The 15,716-nt window shown below is 45.3% G+C and carries 21 protein-coding genes; 18 read left to right on the forward strand and 3 right to left on the reverse strand.

What is annotated here, in order from left to right; translation table 11 throughout:
- Positions 1-7 precede the first annotated feature (7 nt).
- On the forward strand, positions 8-1,492 hold the full coding sequence (locus OCV57_RS12100) for a glutamate synthase subunit beta (RefSeq protein ID WP_267301746.1): 1,485 nt from the start codon (positions 8-10) through the stop codon (positions 1,490-1,492).
- A gap of 369 nt (positions 1,493-1,861) precedes the next feature.
- On the opposite strand, the gene OCV57_RS12105 is transcribed toward OCV57_RS12100, so the two are convergent.
- The 3 genes from OCV57_RS12105 to OCV57_RS12115 all read right to left on the reverse strand — a co-directional run bounded on the left by OCV57_RS12105 (position 1,862) and on the right by OCV57_RS12115 (position 5,143).
- Positions 1,862-3,076, reverse strand: a complete 1,215-nt coding sequence (locus OCV57_RS12105) for a tyrosine-type recombinase/integrase (RefSeq protein WP_267301747.1) — start codon at positions 3,074-3,076, stop codon at positions 1,862-1,864.
- Between the two features lie 161 nt (positions 3,077-3,237).
- Positions 3,238-4,110, reverse strand: a complete 873-nt coding sequence (locus tag OCV57_RS12110) for a restriction endonuclease (protein WP_267301748.1) — start codon at positions 4,108-4,110, stop codon at positions 3,238-3,240.
- Between the two features lie 55 nt (positions 4,111-4,165).
- A complete protein-coding gene (locus tag OCV57_RS12115; RefSeq protein ID WP_195247522.1) occupies positions 4,166-5,143 on the reverse strand; it encodes an XRE family transcriptional regulator in 978 nt (325 codons plus the stop codon).
- Between the two features lie 236 nt (positions 5,144-5,379).
- On the opposite strand from OCV57_RS12115, the gene OCV57_RS12120 reads away from it, so the two are divergent.
- The 17 genes from OCV57_RS12120 (at position 5,380) to OCV57_RS12200 (ending at position 15,716) form a co-directional block, all read left to right on the forward strand.
- Positions 5,380-5,616, forward strand: coding sequence for a helix-turn-helix domain-containing protein (locus OCV57_RS12120; protein WP_267301750.1), 237 nt, complete (start codon positions 5,380-5,382; stop codon positions 5,614-5,616).
- Positions 5,609-6,319: a phage antirepressor KilAC domain-containing protein gene (locus OCV57_RS12125; RefSeq protein ID WP_118059795.1), complete on the forward strand. Its 711-nt coding sequence runs from the start codon at positions 5,609-5,611 to the stop codon at positions 6,317-6,319. Before OCV57_RS12120 ends, OCV57_RS12125 begins: the two co-directional genes overlap by 8 nt.
- A gap of 116 nt (positions 6,320-6,435) precedes the next feature.
- Positions 6,436-6,600 (forward strand): carboxypeptidase, encoded by a 165-nt coding sequence (locus OCV57_RS12130; protein WP_256320701.1) that lies wholly within the window; start codon positions 6,436-6,438, stop codon positions 6,598-6,600.
- Between the two features lie 26 nt (positions 6,601-6,626).
- On the forward strand, positions 6,627-6,773 hold the full coding sequence (locus OCV57_RS12135) for a hypothetical protein (protein WP_256320702.1): 147 nt from the start codon (positions 6,627-6,629) through the stop codon (positions 6,771-6,773).
- Entirely contained in the window at positions 6,774-6,974 is a 201-nt protein-coding gene (locus OCV57_RS12140) for a hypothetical protein (protein ID WP_186490161.1), read from the forward strand.
- 4 nt (positions 6,975-6,978) lie between these two features.
- Positions 6,979-7,179, forward strand: coding sequence for a hypothetical protein (locus tag OCV57_RS12145; RefSeq protein ID WP_267301752.1), 201 nt, complete (start codon positions 6,979-6,981; stop codon positions 7,177-7,179).
- On the forward strand, positions 7,179-7,334 hold the full coding sequence (locus OCV57_RS12150; RefSeq protein ID WP_267301753.1) for a hypothetical protein: 156 nt from the start codon (positions 7,179-7,181) through the stop codon (positions 7,332-7,334). The genes OCV57_RS12145 and OCV57_RS12150 overlap by 1 nt, the downstream gene beginning before the upstream one ends.
- Positions 7,309-7,629, forward strand: coding sequence for a hypothetical protein (locus OCV57_RS12155; RefSeq protein WP_267301755.1), 321 nt, complete (start codon positions 7,309-7,311; stop codon positions 7,627-7,629). Before OCV57_RS12150 ends, OCV57_RS12155 begins: the two co-directional genes overlap by 26 nt.
- A complete protein-coding gene (locus OCV57_RS12160) occupies positions 7,607-7,993 on the forward strand; it encodes a hypothetical protein (protein WP_267301757.1) in 387 nt (128 codons plus the stop codon). Before OCV57_RS12155 ends, OCV57_RS12160 begins: the two co-directional genes overlap by 23 nt.
- Position 7,994: 1 nt before the next feature.
- Complete coding sequence (locus OCV57_RS12165; RefSeq protein ID WP_267301759.1) at positions 7,995-9,275, forward strand: ATP-binding protein; 1,281 nt, start codon at positions 7,995-7,997, stop codon at positions 9,273-9,275.
- Positions 9,275-10,345 (forward strand): ATP-binding protein, encoded by a 1,071-nt coding sequence (locus OCV57_RS12170; protein WP_267301760.1) that lies wholly within the window; start codon positions 9,275-9,277, stop codon positions 10,343-10,345. The genes OCV57_RS12165 and OCV57_RS12170 overlap by 1 nt, the downstream gene beginning before the upstream one ends.
- Positions 10,346-10,360: 15 nt before the next feature.
- Positions 10,361-10,867, forward strand: coding sequence for a hypothetical protein (locus OCV57_RS12175; protein ID WP_117863498.1), 507 nt, complete (start codon positions 10,361-10,363; stop codon positions 10,865-10,867).
- A 2-nt stretch (positions 10,868-10,869) separates the two neighbouring features.
- Entirely contained in the window at positions 10,870-12,456 is a 1,587-nt protein-coding gene (locus OCV57_RS12180) for a DEAD/DEAH box helicase (protein WP_267301797.1), read from the forward strand.
- A 10-nt stretch (positions 12,457-12,466) separates the two neighbouring features.
- Complete coding sequence (locus tag OCV57_RS12185) at positions 12,467-14,671, forward strand: AAA family ATPase (protein WP_267301764.1); 2,205 nt, start codon at positions 12,467-12,469, stop codon at positions 14,669-14,671.
- A 244-nt stretch (positions 14,672-14,915) separates the two neighbouring features.
- Positions 14,916-15,308 (forward strand): RusA family crossover junction endodeoxyribonuclease, encoded by a 393-nt coding sequence (locus OCV57_RS12190; RefSeq protein ID WP_267301766.1) that lies wholly within the window; start codon positions 14,916-14,918, stop codon positions 15,306-15,308.
- Entirely contained in the window at positions 15,305-15,511 is a 207-nt protein-coding gene (locus OCV57_RS12195; protein WP_267301768.1) for a hypothetical protein, read from the forward strand. The genes OCV57_RS12190 and OCV57_RS12195 overlap by 4 nt, the downstream gene beginning before the upstream one ends.
- Complete coding sequence (locus tag OCV57_RS12200; protein ID WP_117865679.1) at positions 15,498-15,716, forward strand: hypothetical protein; 219 nt, start codon at positions 15,498-15,500, stop codon at positions 15,714-15,716. The genes OCV57_RS12195 and OCV57_RS12200 overlap by 14 nt, the downstream gene beginning before the upstream one ends.

Genomic DNA, 15,716 nt, shown 5'->3' on the forward strand with positions numbered 1-15,716 from the left:
TTGAGATATGGGAAAGCCAACTGGTTTTATGGACTATAAGCGTGAGGACGCAGCAGCGTTCTCCGTTGAGGAACGTATAAAGAATTTTAATGAATTTCACACTCCTCTTTCAAAGGAGGAGCAGCAGAAGCAGGGAGCAAGATGTATGGACTGCGGTGTGCCGTTCTGTCAGGCAGGAATGAAGATAGGCAACGCATTTTCAGGCTGTCCGCTTAACAATCTTATCCCTGAATGGAACGACCTTATATACAAGGGCAACTGGGAGCAGGCATATTACAGACTTCATATGACGAACAATTTTCCTGAGTTCACATCAAGAGTTTGTCCTGCACTTTGCGAAAAAGCCTGCACCTGCGGAGCTAATGGCGACGCTGTTACCACAAAGGCTAACGAATACGGCATTATCGAAAATGCCTATGCCTGCGGATACGCTTCAGCAAGAGTGCCAAAGGTAAGAACAGGAAAGACTATCGCTGTTATAGGCTCAGGCCCGTCAGGTCTTGCTGCCGCTGACCAGCTCAATCAGAGAGGTCACAGTGTAACAGTTTTCGAGCGTGAGGACAGAGTGGGCGGTCTGCTTATGTACGGCATACCGAACATGAAGCTTGAAAAGCAGATAATCGAGCGCAAGATAAACATAATGAAAGAAGAGGGCATCGAGTTCCGCACAGGCGTTAATGTGGGCAAGGATATCACAGCGGCTGAGCTTCTCAAGGACTTCGACAGAGTAATACTTTGTTGTGGTGCTTCAAACCCTAGAGATATCAAAGCCGAGGGCAGAGATGCAAATGGTATCTATTTTGCAGTGGATTTTCTGAAATCCACAACTAAGGCGCTGCTGAACGGTGGTCTTACGGATAAAAACCACATTTCCGCAAAGGGCAAGAACGTCATGGTAATAGGTGGCGGAGATACAGGAAATGACTGCGTTGGTACAAGCATAAGACATGGCGCAAAGAGCGTTTTGCAGCTTGAAATGATGCCAAAGCTTCCTGACACGAGAGCCGAGAACAACCCATGGCCGCAGTGGCCAATGGTCTGCAAGACAGATTACGGTCAGGAGGAAGCTATCGGTGTGTTCGGTCATGACCCGAGAGTTTATCAGACAACTGTAAAGGAGTTTCTCAAAGACAAAAAGGGCAATCTTAAGGGCGCAGTGCTTGTAAAGCTCTCCCCGGAGAAAGACCCTAAGTCAGGCAGAACGATAATGAAGCCAGTTGAGGGTAGCGAATACAAGGTAGAGGCCGAACTTGTTCTTATTGCGGCAGGCTTTCTGGGATCTGAAAGCTATCTCACAAAGGCTTTTGGCGTTGAGGTAGACGGCAGAACGAATATCGCAACAGCCGACGGCACACATCAGACCAACGTGAAGAACATCTTTGCCGCAGGCGACGTGCGCAGAGGACAGTCACTTGTAGTATGGGCTATCAGAGAGGGCAGAGATGTTGCCCGTGAGGTGGATAAGAGCCTTATGGAGTATACAAATCTGTAATACGAGATAAAAATATAACACCGTCCGAGGAGTTCGGGCGGTGTTTTTTGTGTGTAGGGTATCGTACCCATGGGAGGCGACAAAAAAATCCGCTACCATAAATGATAGCGGATCTGGGTGCAGGGACACGTCCTGCTTTGTACGATTTATGCGCAAAGTATAGGAGCGGTGTCTTGGTTTGTTATATAAAAAAGCTGTGGTGGGAGATGCTCGTCACGGCGAACATCGTACCTTTCCCAGCGTATCGTACCCATAGGCGGTGACAAAAAAATCCGCTACCATAAATGATAGCGGATTTGGGTGCAGGTGCAAGCACCTGCTGGAGCTGCTAACCGGGCTTGAACCGGTGACCTCGTCCTTATCAACCAATCAAGAAATGCCGTAAAATCGACGCTTATCGGTGAAATGTTCCACTGGCTTTCTTAACTTTGACATTTCTTCCGCTAGTGCTTTTGCGTCCTGCCCTGAGTGATTGTATATATCTGCCGTTGTTTCATACTTGGCATGACCAATGATACGCTGTAGCTTTTCGGGTTGCATACCGCAATCTGCCGATAACGTTGCGAACGTATGACGGCAGCAATGAGGCGTTATCTCCGTGTCATATTTCTTTGTCGTTTTGCCGCTTTTTAGTTCGGTAACTGTCGGCTCGGGTATCACACCACACTCGGCAAGTGCAGGATAAAAATTGCGTTTTCTAAAATTGTTGACATCACCATTCAGCAAAAAATCCGTCTTGCTTTCATTGTACCAATCTTGTACAAACGTCTTTATTTCGGGTATCTGTGACGGAAACGGCACAAGTCTGTCCTTGCCCGCTTCGGTCTTGATGCCGCCGATCATGTAGTTCTCGGCAAGGTGGACATTCTTTTTAAGTATCGTGAACACCTCGCCGATACGAAAGCCTGTGTAGATCATAAACAAAATGACTTGGACAGATCTATCCGAAGAGTGTTCCCACAGTTTTTCAAGTTCTTCCGCTGTAAAAATTCTTTTCTCTTTCTTAACCTCTTTTGGAAGTGTTATGTATTCAGCATAGTTTTTGTCTATGATGTCATTTTGGGCGGCGTATTTGCAGAGCTGTGAGCATAGCTGCTTGATTTTTGCGCATTGCGAACGGCTGAAACGTTTGGCACATTCGGTTATGCACCTCTGATAATCTGCTGTTTTAAGCTCTGACATCTTCCTGCCTGCGATACTATCAAGGTATCTCCATGCGGTCTTGTAGCCCTGCTCACCACTCTTTGTAAGGCTTTCAAAATGCTCGAAGCTCCAATTCTCATACGCTTGTGCAAGTGTTAGGCTGGAGTGATCTATGTGCGTAGAGTTGAAGTAACTATCAAGGGCGGCTTGTGCCTCTGCTGCCGTTTTGAAGCAGCCGATGTACTTTTCACCTGTGCCGGACGTTGTTCGAGGGCTGAAAACCACATATGGGCGGTTTTTGTATTCAGGCTTGTATCTTATCGTGCCTGTTCCTCTTGCTCTGCGACGTGTTTTTCTTTTGGTAGTTTCCTGCTTCTTGCCACAGTAGTTGCAATAAATAGAGCCGTCAGGAATTTCCTTACGGCATTTTTTACATAGCATATATTCCTCCTATTCTTGACACTCCTAAAAAAGTGTGCTACAATAAAAGGGCAGAATAAGCCCTTTCGTGGTTGTTGGGTTTTGTTCATTCTGAGCTGATATTGGTAGTATCTGCTCTGCTCGCCTCTGAGTGTTGGTAGCACTTGGGGGCGTTTTTTTTGTTATGATTTTATTCTGTATTTTCTTGGTGTACAAACAATGATAGTTATCATATCATTCTCGTTTTGCACTATATCAATTACTTTCGCTTTAGTTATTTTGGAAATTGCTTTCTTCTTTGCTTTTACACTCTCGATATCATCTGCAAATTTTAATTTAAGGGTAAACGATAGTGTTTTGGTATCAGTATTTATATCTTCTATTCTTGAATAAATTCCACACTTTTCGAGATAAGCAACTAGCATTGTAGATGAGCTGGTCAAATAAGATCTGAATAAATTAAGCTTATCATCAAATGACTTTTCTGTTTTATCAACCATATGTGAAAGCGTATCTCTGTCCAACAGCTCTATATCATTCACCTGTGCAAGCTGTTTGGCAGGCTCGGTAAAATACTGATTTGTCATAACGGCACCTTTGTCACATTGGTAGTACGCAAGTCCGCCGACAACTTCTTGTATAGGGGTGTTGTCAAGTTTGTGATTGTATCGCTTGCATTGTATTGCATATCTGACCTTGTCTTTTTCTGCAATGATATCAACGCCAAAGTCACCGGAGCTTCTTGTGACCTTAACGTGTTTGTAGCCGTTGGCTTTCAGAATATCAGCACAGGCATATTCAAATTGGTGTCCGTCCATTTCATCAAGTTGTTTCAAAGTATACTTTCTGTGAAGCTTGCGGTAAATGGTGCAGACCATGCTTATGAATATGATAACGCCGATCACGATAGCAACTACCATAAGGTTATGTTTGGCTCGCTCGGATATGTGAGTTCTAATAAGGTCTATGATAAGAGCGATTATGCAGACAAATATCAGATATCCGAATATAGTGGCAATGCAGCCTGGCTCTGATTTGCGTTTCTTTTTACCCATGTACGTTTCTCCTAATTGATATTTGAAGTATCAGCAGGAAGTTATCCTCTTGGACTTAATCTGGAAGTTTTGCTATACCAATAACTCTGCCAATACAAACTATTTCGCCGTTTTCAGGAAGAATGTCTGGATAATCTGGATTATGTGAAATAAGGCGATTACTACCTTTTTCTTTTATGTAACCCGCACCATTCTGACGGAACAATCCAATTTCACCAACAGGAACATCAGAATCGGTGGCTATATATACAATACTGCCGTCACTAATCGTAGGCTCCATGCTGTGTCCATCAACTTCAACTGCAAAATCCGCTTCATGGGCTTCTGGGGTATCTATTACTTCAATTTCTCTCCATACATCTGAATTGCTCAAATCATATCCACAGCCTGCCGAAGCTTTATTCACGTTAAAGCGCTTGAATGTGATTGTTTTAGACTTGTTTCTATTTGTTTCTGTGCAACGTTTATACTCTATATCTAGTATACTTTCCACAGCCTTTTTACCATGTTCGTCAAGAGCATGGTATTTTTTTGCGATTTCTTTTATTACCATGTCTAGTGGCGAAGTAGACATTGACTCCATTCCTAGATTTGCAGGTTTAAACTGAGTACATGATTCATCAGTGTAAACTGCATAAGTATTTCCTTTGTATGAATCAATAATCAGGTAAAAAGTGTGATCGTCTTCACAGTGAAATTCAATAGCTATTCCGTCACTTTTATAAGTGCCAAAGTCCACAGGTTTTATTCCTATAAAATGCGTATAGTCATAACCGCATACAGGACATTCGATAATATATTCATCATCCAACTCATGTGGTATAAAATTAAGTTTCAAGTCTTCACTTTTCAAGTAATATTCTGGAACATTTAGAAAATCTGCAATTTGAGAAATGTATTTCAGATATGATTGATTTTTACCTGATTTCCATTGTGAGAAAGTACTTTTATCTAAGCCTAAGTAATCTGTAAGTTGTTTTTGCGTGATTTTTTTATAGTTCATCAAATCACAAATCTTGTCTATAATTGACATAATATCAACCTCACTTTTGTATAAAATGACAAAGTTGAGAAAATATCAAACAAAACCATTGACAATTGAGAAAATATCAACTATACTAATCTCAGTTGATACAAGCTCAACAATAAAAGGTGACAGCGTTGATAGAGTCGGTGGTTTATAATATTTAAACTTTGTTTTCTATATAGTATCATATTTCATCAACTTTGTCAACCCAATTTTATTATGATTGTAGGAGGTGACAAATTATGTTTGATGATTTTAAGCAAAAAGTCAAAATGATTGCGAAATCAAAGTGCTTAACGTATGCTCAAATAGCTGAGAAATCAGGTGTAAAGGAAAGCACAATTAAAGCGTTTATGTGCGGCGCAACTGACAGCAGGCGTGTTGCTGAAAAAATAGCAGATGTCTTAGAAGTGAAAATTGTTTATTGCAATGGTGATTATAGTATCACCACTGAGAAAGGACAGATGACTAATGAATGAACTAATCAAAATCAGTTATGAAAATGCTGAACGTCCAACAGTATCGGGCAGGGAACTACACGAGGCACTTGAAGTCAAGACCGCTTATAAAGACTGGTTTCCGAGAATGTGTGAATACGGATTTACGGAGGGTGAGGATTTCAACCCGCTCAAAAATGAGCAGGTTCGTACTGAGGGAAACAGGCAGGTAAGTCGTGAACTTACCGACCACCAACTTACAATCCCAATGGCAAAGGAGATCTGTATGTTGCAGAGAAGTGAAAAAGGAAAGCAGTTCCGTCAGTACTTCATAAGAGTTGAAGAAGCGTGGAACAGTCCCGAAATGATTATGAAAAGGGCTTTGGAAATTGCTAACGAAAAGGTGAAAGCTCTGCAAGTAAGTGTTTCACAGCTTACTGTTGATAAACAGATAATGCAACCGAAAGCTGATTACTTTGATGAACTCGTGGACAGAAATCTGCTGACAGGAATCAGAGAAACAGCTAAGGAACTTAAAGTCAAGCAAAATACATTTGTAAATTTCCTGCTTGATAAAAAGTATCTTTACAGAGATAAAAAGGGCAAGCTTATGCCGTATGCAAAGCCTATGGAGAACGGCTTGTTTGAAGTCAAGGAGTTTTCTAATGAGAAAACAGGTTTTTCAAGCACGCAGGTGTTTATTACACCTAAAGGAAAAGAAACGTTCAGGCTGTTATTGCTTTAATGTCACTTGCGGAGATGTTTGACTGTTCGGTTGACTATCTTCTCGGCAAGACAAGAAACCCGACGCCATATCCTAAGGCGTGAGGGGGCAGGTGATTAAAGAGGGGTGAGAGAAACGTGGAAAAGAAAATTACTGCTACTCCAAGAGGGTGTGACAGTGCCAGGATTGAACAGGTGATCGTAACAAGAGCCTTGAAAGGTGCAGGAACAGAAAATGACCCCTGTAGAGAGGTCATTCAGTATTGGACTCTTGACGGAAAATTGCTCTGCGAAAAGGATTAATCAAGCTTTTAAAAGGAGGTACAAGAATGAAACTGTACAAGGTAACGACGATAAGTGACTTTAATGTCAGAGAGGTGTTCACAGTTCATGCAGATAGCAAGCGTGAAGCTATCATGAAGGCATATGACACGAACATGGACGGAAATATCGTTGCAATCGAGGAGGTGGACTAAATGCTCAGAGTGATATCATCGGTAGAAGCGGTGGAACGGCTGAAAGCCGCAGGCTTCAACACCAACGTGAACAGGCTGAACGCAGGACTCAGACAGGGCGTGTATCCTTTTGGGTGCGCCATTAAGCTTAACGAGTATGTGTATGAGATATACTCAACGCTGCTTGACAAGTGGATAGCAGAGAGATCAGAAAGGACATGAGAAAATGATAGCCGTACTAGAGATAATCAGATGTGCCGCAGCGGTAGCGCTCTTGGTGGTGCTTACAATGTATGTAGCATACAGGTGGTATGTAAGCATAAAAGAAACTGCCTACGAGGAAGCAGAGGAGAGCATAAAGCGTGCAGTGAGAGAAGCAGGCAGACCCGTGGTCAAGGTCGAAGTTGAAATGAAAGGAAAGTGGTAATGAGCATTGTAGGAATACTGCTGATAACAATAGCCGTGCTTGCAGGGATAGATGTAGTGATGTATCTTGTGCTGAGCGTGGCGAATAGGCACTGGGAGAAACGTTTTGAGAAAGAGGAGGACGAAAACGATGATAGTGATGAGAGAGGTATTTAAGAGGGACAAGCCCCTTGATAACGGCAGTGGAGCGGTAAGCCTTTGCGTGTTCCATTCAAATGTCAAGCCTGACGAGTGCGGTGCGCTGACAGTAACGCCAACAAAGGACTACTGCCGCAGATGTGCATTCTACAAGACCCGTGAGGATTTCGACAGAGGGCTTGGCGATGCCGCAAGGTCGCTCCGTGAGAAAGGGCTTGAGCCTGTGAAGAAGATGGACTATGACGGCAAGCAGTATATGAGCGTAAGACCCATTGAAAAGGAGAATAAGGATGATAACAAAAGAGAAATTTGAAAAGGCGGTGGAGGTTTGCACTGACGGAAATATGAACTGCACACAATGTCCGCTTGGCCAAAGATTTTATAAATGTGGCGTATATTTTACCCGCTACCTTAAAGAAAATGAGCCTGCACCTGCGGCAACAGGCACAAGCTCGGAGGTATCTGCAAAAGAAGATACCGATAACATACAATTTAATGGTAGCACAAAAGAACAGATTTGTCAAGCATATGATACCGCAGACAAAGCCTGTGCAGATATACTCGATATTTACGAAGGAATGTCGGCATGTGAGCGTAGAGCTTTTGATATCGGAGAAGTGTACGGAAAAATATGCAGCACAAGGGATAAGCTTGAAAATATGAGAGGAGCGAACTAAAATGTCAGTAAAAATAAACTCACTTGAATTTGAGAACGTAAAGAAGATAAAAGCCGTACAGCTTGAGCCTGCAAAGAATGGACTTACTGTTATCGGCGGCAAGAACAGGCAGGGCAAGACCTCTGTCCTTGACGCTATCGCTTGGGCGCTTGGTGGTGACAAGTATAAGCCGTCCTCTCCTCAGCGTGAGGGGTCTGTTGTCGAACCGCACTTGAAGATCACCCTCGACAACGGTATAGTAGTGGAGCGTTCGGGTAAGAACAGCTCCCTCAAAGTCACCGACAGCACAGGCAAAAAAGGCGGTCAACAGCTTTTGAACAGCTTCGTTGAACAGTTCGCACTTGACCTGCCTAAGTTCATAAATCAGTCAAGCAAGGAAAAAGCTTCAACTCTGCTGAAAATAATAGGAGTGGGCGATACGCTCTATCAGTTGGAGCATAAGGAACATTCCCTCTATGATCAGCGTACCGCTATCGGCAGGATAGCTGACCAGAAGTCTAAGTTTGCTAAGGAAATGCCTGTGTACGCAAACGTCCCTGCCGAGCCTGTTTCGGCTTCGGAGCTTATCAGACAGCAGCAGGATATACTTGCACGCAACGGCGAAAATCAGCGTAAGCGTGACCAGAAAGAATACTACGAAAAGCAGTTGGAGATTGCTAAGTCTGCCTATGAACGTGCAAAAGCAAGCTATGAAGCGGCAGCGAACAACTTCAAGCTTGCAAGCCTTGACGCAGAAAACCTCTTGGACGAAAGCACAGCGGAGCTTGAAAAGAACATCTCAGATATTGAGGAGCTGAACAAGAAGATAAGAGCAAACCTTGACAGGGAGAAAGCTGAGATAGACGCTGAGGACTACCGTTCACAGTATACATATCTCACTGAGCAGATAGAGGACGTAAGGCAGGCTAAAACTGACCTGCTGGGCAGTGCCGACCTGCCTCTTGAGGGGCTTTCGGTTGAGGACGGAGAGCTGCTGTATAACGGGCATAAGTGGGACAGTATAAGCGGTGCTGAACAGCTTATCGTCGCTACCTCTATCGTAAGAAAACTCAATCCTGACTGCGGTTTCGTACTTTTGGACAAGCTTGAACAAATGGATACCGACACCCTTGATGACTTCGGCAAGTGGCTTGAAGCACAGGGCTTGCAGGCGATAGCCACAAGAGTTTCTACAGGTGACGAGTGCAGTATCATTATCGAGGACGGCAGGTCAATGGACAATGATAAGAATGATAAGGAAGAAAACACAGAAACGAAAACTTGGAAAGCAGGTGCATTTTAATGTATGAGATAACATCAGGAGTTGTAAGCTCCGCACAGAAAGTCGTGATATATGGTCCTGAGGGCATAGGCAAATCAACATTTGCGGCTCAGTTCCCCGACCCTGTATTTATTGATACTGAAGGCAGTACAAAGAAGCTGAACATTAGACGTTTCCCTAAGCCAACAAGCTGGGAAATGCTCAAAAACGAGGTAAAGGAAGCTATGAACGGCAGGCTCTGCAAGACCCTTGTCATTGATACATTTGATTGGGCTGAACAGCTTTGCATTGAAGCTATCTGCTCGGCTCATCAGAAGAAAGGCATTGAAGATTTCGGCTACGGCAACGGCTATGTTTACGAAAAAGAGGAGATAGGCAAGTTTCTTAATCTCTTGCAGGAGGTAGTTGACAGCGGTATCAACGTTGTGCTTACGGCTCACGCTCAGATGAGAAAGTTTGAACAGCCTGACGAGCTGGGTGCTTATGACCGCTGGGAACTGAAACTCGGCAAGAAAACTTCTTCTCAGATATCGCCTCTTGTGAAAGAATGGGCAGATATGGTGCTGTTTGCAAACTACAAAACATATGCAGTAGCTGTGGATAAGGACGGCAAGAAGTTCAAGGCTCAGGGCGGTGACCGTGTAATGTACACCACACATCACCCTTGCTGGGACGCTAAAAATCGTGACGGACTTTCGCCTGAAATGCCTTTTGAGTATAGTGGCATAGCTCACCTGTTTGCGTATACACAGCCTGCTGAAATGCCTAAGCCTGTGCCTGCACCGACAGTTCAGACAGCACAGCCTGCCACACGAAAATCGGACGAGCCTCTTACTGATCTCAGCGGCTTTGAGGACGTTGCACCACCACCTATCGTTATCCCCGAGGGCATACCGAAAGCACTTGCAGACCTTATGAGAGCCAACAACGTAAGCGAATCGGATATACGTCTTGTGGTATCTCAGAGAAACTATTTCCCTTATGATACTCCTATCACAAACTATCCTGACGACTTCGTGCAGGGCTGTCTGATAGGCGCTTGGGAGCAAATGCTGCCGCTTATCAGAGAAAATCAGAAAGTACCATTTTAAAAGGAGGACAACACTATGGATAATTTTATGGAATACGGCTGGGAAGATGAGATAGTCAACGAGGGTGGGGACTTTGTCCTGCTCCCTGAGGGTGACTATGACTTCACCGTTGCAAAGTACGAACGTGCAAGACACGAGGGGTCGGCAAAAGTGCCGCCCTGCAATATGGCAAAGGTCACATTCACCATTTGGGGTGCAGAGGACAGCGTGGAGATAACAGAGAACTTCTTCCTTTGCAACAAGTTTGAGTGGAAACTCTCAGCACTTTTCTTGGCTCTCGGTCTGAAAAAACACGGTGAACCGCTGAAAATGAACTGGAACGCTATCACAGGCAAAAAGGGCAAGTGTCACGTCTACGTTGACAACTACAAGAACAAGGACGGTGAGGATAGGCAGTCCAACAAGATAAAGAAGCTCTATGCCTATGACGAGAATGTGACTACTGTTCAGCCTGCTCAGACGCAGACACCACAGTATAGTCAGCCTGCTCAGACAGGTGGCTGGAAAGCCGGTGCGTTCTGATGATGAATTTAAGACCATATCAAAACGAGGCTAAGCTTGCTATACTCGAACAATGGTCTGAGGGAATAAATAAGGTCCTTGCAGTTCTGCCCACAGGAACGGGAAAGACAATACTTTTCTCGGCTGTTACGGAAGAATGTGTGCGGCAGGGTAAGCGTGTGCTTATCCTTGCCCACAGGGGCGAGCTGCTCGACCAGGCGGCGGACAAGCTTATGAAGTCAACAGGGCTTGGCTGTGCCACCGAAAAAGCAGAGCAAAGCTGTTTAGGTTCTTGGTATCGTGTGGTAGTAGGCTCAGTTCAGACTCTTATGCGAGAGAAAAGGCTCAAAGGCTTTTCGGAAAATTACTTCAATACCATTATCATTGACGAGGCTCATCACGCTATCTCAGACGGCTATCAGAGAGTGCTTGACCATTTTCCAAAGGCTCAGGTACTTGGTGTGACGGCTACACCTGACAGGGGCGATATGAAGAACTTAGGCTCGGTGTTTGACAGCCTTGCATATGAATACACCCTGCCGCAGGCTATCAAAGAGGGCTATCTTTCACCTATCAAGGCTATCACCATACCGCTGAAACTTGACCTTTCAGGAGTATCAACTCAGGCAGGAGATTTCAAGGCAAGTGATATCGACACGGCACTTGACCCATATCTTTATCAGATAGCTGATGAAATGCTTAAATACTGTAAGGAACGCAAGACAGTTGTATTCCTGCCGCTTGTTAAGACCTCTCAGAAGTTCCGTGATATCCTTATCAGCAAAGGGTTCAACGCCGCTGAGGTCAACGGAGAAAGCACAGACAGAGCGGAGATACTTGAAGCTTTCGACAAAGGCGAATACAACGTGCTGTGTAACTCAATGCTCCTCACAGAGGGCTGGGACTGTCCGTCAGTTGACTGCGTTATCGTGCTAAGACCAACAAAAGTGCGTGGACTTTACTGTCAAATGGTAGGCAGAGGCACAAGGCTCTGCGAGGGAAAGACAGAGCTTTTGCTGCTTGATTTCCTATGGCACACAGAACGCCACGAGCTTTGCAGACCTGCACACCTTATCTGTCAGAATGAAGAGGTCGCTGAGAAAATGACCGAAAACCTTGCCAATGAGGCAGGCTGTGCAGTAGATATCGAAGAGGCAGAAAAACAGGCAAGTGAGGACGTTGTGGCACAGCGTGAAGAGTCTTTGGCAAAGCAGCTCAAAGAAATGAAAACACGCAAGCGAAAGCTCGTTGACCCGTTGCAATATGAAATGTCAATACAGGCTGAGGACTTGTCCTCTTATGTTCCTGCTTTTGGCTGGGAGTGTGCTCCTGCTACCGACAAGCAGAAAGCAAAGCTTGAAAAACTGGGCATTTTCCCTGACGATATAGACAACGCAGGCAAGGCAAAGCTTATCCTTGACCGACTTGAAAAACGCCGCAATGCAGGACTTACCACTCCAAAGCAGATAAGGCTGCTTGAAAGCAAGGGCTTTGAGCACGTTGGCTCTTGGAGCTTTGACAGTGCAAGCAGGATGATAGCTCGTATCTCTGCCAATGGTTGGAGAGTGCCGAGAGATATCGACCCTAAGACTTACACACCTGAGAACTAAGGAGAAGTGAATGGATAACACAAATTTGATTAAAATGCTTGAATACATAGACCCTGCAAGCTGTGATTATCAGGAATGGGTCAATGTGGGAATGGCTCTCAAGCACGAGGGCTATTCCGTGAACGATTGGGACAGTTGGTCGAGGTCAGACAGCCGTTATCACAGAGGTGAGTGTGAACACAAGTGGCAAGGCTTTAACGGCAATGCTCAGCCTGTGACCGCAGGAACTATCGTGCAAATGGCAAAGGAAAGAGGATACAGCCCACATGAGTTTCAGGCATACGATTGGGACGGCGAGATAGTTGCAGAAGAAAGCAGTCCCCTTGTAAACGGCGGTGAGGGCATACCGATCACCGAGCCTGCTCAATGGGATCCTGTCAAGGAGATAGTCACATATCTTGAAACACTCTTTGAAGCAGGAGAGAACGTGGGCTATGTTACGCAAACGTGGGAAACAGAAAAGGACGGCAAGACCAAGTATCTGCCCACAAAGGGGTGCTGTGACAGGACGGCAGGGGAGCTTATCAAGAGGCTTGGCGAATGTAACGGCGACATTGGTGCGGTGTTTGGCGACTACAAGGAAGAAGCCGGAGCGTGGATCCGCTTCAATCCTCTTGACGGCAAGGGCGTAAAGAACGAGAATGTAACAGACTACCGCTATGCTCTTGTTGAAAGCGACAGTATGCCTATAGAACAGCAGAACGCCGTGATGAGAGAGCTTGAACTTCCTATCGCTGTGCTTGTATACAGCGGCGGAAAGAGCGTTCACGCTATCGTCAAGATAGACGCTCCCAACTATGATGAATACCGCAGGCGTGTTGATTTTCTTTACAAGGTCTGCAAGGAAAGCGGTCTTGACATAGATAAACAAAACCGCAATCCATCACGTCTTAGCCGTATGCCAGGCGTTATGAGGAACGGCAAGAAACAGTTCATCATTGACAAGAACATAGGCAAAGAAAGCTTTTCAGAATGGAAAGATTACATAGAGAGTATCAATGATGATCTCCCCGACCCTGAGAGCCTGAGTGCTGAGTGGGATAACCTGCCTGAGCTTGCACCACCACTTATTGACGGCGTTCTCAGACAGGGTCACAAAATGCTCATTGCAGGTCCGTCAAAGGCAGGCAAGTCTTATGCACTTATCGAAATGTGCGTGGCGATAGCTGAGGGGGTCAAGTGGTTTGGCTGGCAATGCACCAAAGGTAAGATACTATACGTCAACCTAGAGCTTGACAGAGCATCTTGTCTGCACCGTTTCAAGGACGTGTACACCGCAATGCACCTAGAGCCTGAAAACCTCAGTAGCATAGACATATGGAACTTGCGAGGTCACAGCGTACCAATGGACAAGCTTGCGCCAAAGCTTATACGCCGAGCAAGCAAGAAGAATTACATTGCTGTGATAATAGACCCTATCTACAAGGTCATAACAGGCGACGAGAACTCAGCAGACCAAATGGCGCACTTCTGCAACCAGTTCGACAAGGTATGCACAGAGCTTGGCTGTGCGGTCATATACTGTCACCACCACTCAAAGGGAGCGCAGGGCGGAAAGCGTTCAATGGACAGAGCCAGCGGTTCAGGAGTATTCGCCCGTGACCCTGATGCACTTCTTGACCTTTCAGAGCTTGACATTTCAGACAGCCTTTACAAGCAGCAGGAGGACGAAACTGTTTGCCGTATCTGTGAGAACTGGATGAGGAGATTTTACAGAAATACTGATGATCTTTGTTCACAGGACGATCTTGTTACGCCGTCAAAAATGCTTGAGATAACGCACAAGTACCTGCACCCGAACTCGTACAAGCTTATGATGGCCGACATAGACAAGGCTAAGCTTGCGGTAAGAAACCGCACGGCATGGCGTATAGAGGGTACTCTGAGAGAGTTCCCGAAATTTGCTCCCCTCAATATGTGGTTTGATTATCCTGTTCACAGAGAGGATACCGTGGGCGTGCTTAAAGACTGCGAGGTAGAGGACATCACACCGAATTGGAAAAAGAATTTCAGCAAGAAGAAGACTAATGAAGACCGCAGCAAGGAGCGCAAGGAGAGCATTGAAACAGCTTTCAGCGGTGTGCAGGAGAACGGCAAGTGCCGCATTTCTGAGCTGGCGGAGTACATAGGAAAGGGTGAAAAGACAGTGCGTTCATACCTCAAAGAGCATGGTGGTTTCTGGATAGATGGCGGCGAATGCGGCTTAAAGAAGTGAGGGAAAGAAAGGAAAAAGTCGAGAAAATTTACTTTGAAACGGAAAAGAAAAAATCGAGTATGCGTAAGGAAAATATCGGTGTTTTCCTTTAGGAAGAAAATATCGACAAAATACCGACTTTTTCCCGAGGGAAGAAAAAGTATATTATTACATAATATATATTTTCGGGCATAAGCCGCCCGAAAATCTATTCTGAAATAATAAGGCGGCTAGCACACCGACCGCATGAGAGGAGCAGACAACAATGACTGAATTTTTTATGGCGATGATACCGCCGACGGCTACGGCGCAGGAGCACAAGGTGGCAGTAAGAAACGGCAAGCCGATATTTTATGACCCACCCGATGTCAAGGCGGCAAAAGAAAAGCTCACGGCAAACCTTGCAAGGCACAGACCGCCTGAAAAATACATCTGTGGGATAAGGCTGATAACAAAGTGGTTATTTCCAAATGACGGCAAGCACAAGGACGGAGAGTACAAGATCAGCAAGCCTGACACAGACAACCTGCAGAAGATGTTCAAGGACTGCATGACACTATGCGGCTTTTGGACTGACGACCAGCTTGTGGCGAGTGAGATATGCGAGAAGTTTTGGGCGGACATACCTGGCATTTATGTGAGGATAGAGGAGCTATGACGATACACGAAGTAAAGAAGAGTCTCGGACGCAGGGTGAGCTACAACGGCTCTGATTGCTACGAATTGACAGGGTGCATTATCCGCAAGAGCAGTAAGACAGGTCAGTTCTTCTATCAGGCAGAGATCGCTGACAAGACTTGTGGCAACACGTTGGTGTATTGTAGGCTGGAAGAGTTGAGGTGTGAGAATGAAACACACTGACCACACCCTCTGTTGGCACTGCCGCCACGCAGTACCGACAAAGGATAAGATAACAGGAGAATACCTCACAGGCTGTGCATGGTCCATAGACCGCAGACCTGTCGAGGGTTGGAGGACGTGTCAGCACAGGATGTATGAAGCTCAAAAGGGCGGAATGATACACTCGTATACTGTGACTGAGTGTCCTGAATTTGAGGAGGGATAA

The sequence above is a fragment of the Hominimerdicola aceti genome (genome assembly GCF_025567495.1).
GTDB classification, from domain to species: Bacteria; Bacillota; Clostridia; order Oscillospirales; family Ruminococcaceae; genus Hominimerdicola; species Hominimerdicola aceti.

What these genes read in the sequence shown, in the direction of transcription:
- OCV57_RS12100 (WP_267301746.1), top strand. Translation starts at nt 8, where the DNA reads ATGGGAAAGCCAACTGGTTTTATGGACTATAAGCGTGAGGACGCAGCA.
- OCV57_RS12105 (WP_267301747.1), bottom strand. Translation starts at nt 3,076, where the DNA reads ATGCTATGTAAAAAATGCCGTAAGGAAATTCCTGACGGCTCTATTTAT.
- OCV57_RS12110 (WP_267301748.1), bottom strand. Translation starts at nt 4,110, where the DNA reads ATGGGTAAAAAGAAACGCAAATCAGAGCCAGGCTGCATTGCCACTATA.
- OCV57_RS12115 (WP_195247522.1), bottom strand. Translation starts at nt 5,143, where the DNA reads ATGTCAATTATAGACAAGATTTGTGATTTGATGAACTATAAAAAAATC.
- OCV57_RS12120 (WP_267301750.1), top strand. Translation starts at nt 5,380, where the DNA reads ATGTTTGATGATTTTAAGCAAAAAGTCAAAATGATTGCGAAATCAAAG.
- OCV57_RS12125 (WP_118059795.1), top strand. Translation starts at nt 5,609, where the DNA reads ATGAATGAACTAATCAAAATCAGTTATGAAAATGCTGAACGTCCAACA.
- OCV57_RS12135 (WP_256320702.1), top strand. Translation starts at nt 6,627, where the DNA reads ATGAAACTGTACAAGGTAACGACGATAAGTGACTTTAATGTCAGAGAG.
- OCV57_RS12140 (WP_186490161.1), top strand. Translation starts at nt 6,774, where the DNA reads ATGCTCAGAGTGATATCATCGGTAGAAGCGGTGGAACGGCTGAAAGCC.
- OCV57_RS12145 (WP_267301752.1), top strand. Translation starts at nt 6,979, where the DNA reads ATGATAGCCGTACTAGAGATAATCAGATGTGCCGCAGCGGTAGCGCTC.
- OCV57_RS12150 (WP_267301753.1), top strand. Translation starts at nt 7,179, where the DNA reads ATGAGCATTGTAGGAATACTGCTGATAACAATAGCCGTGCTTGCAGGG.
- OCV57_RS12155 (WP_267301755.1), top strand. Translation starts at nt 7,309, where the DNA reads ATGATAGTGATGAGAGAGGTATTTAAGAGGGACAAGCCCCTTGATAAC.
- OCV57_RS12160 (WP_267301757.1), top strand. Translation starts at nt 7,607, where the DNA reads ATGATAACAAAAGAGAAATTTGAAAAGGCGGTGGAGGTTTGCACTGAC.
- OCV57_RS12165 (WP_267301759.1), top strand. Translation starts at nt 7,995, where the DNA reads ATGTCAGTAAAAATAAACTCACTTGAATTTGAGAACGTAAAGAAGATA.
- OCV57_RS12170 (WP_267301760.1), top strand. Translation starts at nt 9,275, where the DNA reads ATGTATGAGATAACATCAGGAGTTGTAAGCTCCGCACAGAAAGTCGTG.
- OCV57_RS12175 (WP_117863498.1), top strand. Translation starts at nt 10,361, where the DNA reads ATGGATAATTTTATGGAATACGGCTGGGAAGATGAGATAGTCAACGAG.
- OCV57_RS12180 (WP_267301797.1), top strand. Translation starts at nt 10,870, where the DNA reads ATGAATTTAAGACCATATCAAAACGAGGCTAAGCTTGCTATACTCGAA.
- OCV57_RS12185 (WP_267301764.1), top strand. Translation starts at nt 12,467, where the DNA reads ATGGATAACACAAATTTGATTAAAATGCTTGAATACATAGACCCTGCA.
- OCV57_RS12190 (WP_267301766.1), top strand. Translation starts at nt 14,916, where the DNA reads ATGACTGAATTTTTTATGGCGATGATACCGCCGACGGCTACGGCGCAG.
- OCV57_RS12195 (WP_267301768.1), top strand. Translation starts at nt 15,305, where the DNA reads ATGACGATACACGAAGTAAAGAAGAGTCTCGGACGCAGGGTGAGCTAC.
- OCV57_RS12200 (WP_117865679.1), top strand. Translation starts at nt 15,498, where the DNA reads ATGAAACACACTGACCACACCCTCTGTTGGCACTGCCGCCACGCAGTA.